Below are 1,675 nucleotides of genomic sequence, written 5' to 3'. Positions count from 1 at the left end.
TCTTCCAGACTCGATTCTTTTCTGCGATTAAATAGAGAATGATAGCAATCATTCATCCGATCCAAACAAGAGGAATTCACTCATTGATGAGTGAGGAGCATCTGATCGCGAGCACAGTGGAACACGCTGTGCCGCGGTATGAGATACCCGAATTGCGACATGAGAGCGCTATTCATGATATCGATTAATTTTCATTAGCGACACGTGGATATCCCGCGGGCCCGGAGCGGTCCCGCAAGATACCACGGGCGCACGGCGGATGCCTTGGCACAGGGAGCCGATGAAGGACGCGGCAAGCTGCGATAATCCCCGGCGAGGAGCACACATCCTTCGACCCGGGGGTCTCCGAATGGGCGAACCCATCCGTAGAGGTACGGATATCCCCCCGCCGAACACATAGGCGGGGGGAGGACAACCCGGGGAACTGAAACATCTAAGTACCCGGAGGAGAGGAAATCAATCTCGAGACTCCCCGAGTAGCGGCGAGCGAAAGGGGACCGATGGCCAAACCGTCGAGCGGGCGTACCCGGCAGGGGTTCCGCCGGCGGGGTTGCAGGGCCGCGCATCCGGGGGCTGCCGCCCCCGGGCGCAGGTCCGGCTGGGGAGCGGAACGGCATGGGAGGGCCGGCCGCAGCGGGTGACAGCCCCGTACGCGAACCCAGACCGGACGGCGCGACGCGGTCCCTGAGTAGGGCCGGGCACGTGAAACCCGGTCCGAACCTGGGTGGACCACCATCCAAGCCTGAGTACTACCCTGTGACCGATAGCGCACCAGTACCGTGAGGGAAAGGTGAAAAGCACCCCGGGAGGGGAGTGAAACAGTACCTGAAACCGTGCGCCCACGAGCAGTCGGAGCACCCTCCGGGGTGTGACGGCGTGCCTTTTGTAGAATGAGCCAGCGAGTCGCTGGCGCGGGGCGAGGTTAACCGAAAGGGAGCCGGAGCGAAAGCGAGCCTTAACAGGGCGACTTGAGTCCCGCGCCGCGGACGCGAAGCCGGGTGAGCTATCCGTGGGCAGGCTGAAGCGGGGGTAAGACCCCGTGGAGGGCCGAACGCACGTCGGTTGAAAACGGCGGCGATGACCTGCGGATAGGGGTGAAAGGCCAATCAAACCCGGAGATATCTCGTTCTCCCCGAAATAGCTTTAGGGCTAGCGTCGCGCGTTCACCGCCGGAGGTAGAGCACCGGATGGACGAGGGGGCTTCGCCGCCTACCGAATCCAACCGAACTCCGAATGCCGGCGGCCCAGAGCGCGGCAGTCAGAGCATGTGGGCTAAGCTGTGTGCTCGAGAGGGAAACAGCCCGGACCGCCCGCTAAGGTCCCCAAGTTCCAGCCGAGTGGCAAAGGATGTGCGTCCGCCCAGACAACCAGGATGTTGGCTTAGAAGCAGCCATGCATTCAAAGAGTGCGTAACAGCTCACTGGTCGAGTGGACATGCGCCGACAATACACGGGGCTAAGCTGGACACCGAAGCGGCGGGATTTTATCTATAGAATCGGTAGGGGAGCTTCCCATGGGCGGAGAAGCCGGAGGGCGACCGACGGTGGAGCGCATGGGAGTGAGAATGCTGGCATGAGTAGCGAGAGACGAGAGAGTAACTCGTCCGCCGTGAACCCGAGGTTTCCTGGGCAAGGCTAATCCTCCCAGGGTCAGTCGGGGGCTAAGGCGAGGCCGG

1 rRNA gene is annotated in these 1,675 nt (G+C 62.1%); it reads left to right on the top strand.

The window, feature by feature from the left end:
* Nucleotides 1-232: 232 nt before the first annotated feature.
* Nucleotides 233-1,675: ribosomal RNA gene (locus ACTQ05_RS09435) — 23S ribosomal RNA — on the top strand; the annotation flags it as partial.

The sequence above is a fragment of the Collinsella sp. LCP21S3_A9 genome (genome assembly GCF_052118785.1).
In the GTDB taxonomy this organism is placed as follows: Bacteria; Actinomycetota; Coriobacteriia; order Coriobacteriales; family Coriobacteriaceae; genus Collinsella.
The sequence above is the reverse complement of the archived record's forward strand: the minus strand, read 5'-3'. Positions and strand labels throughout refer to the sequence as shown.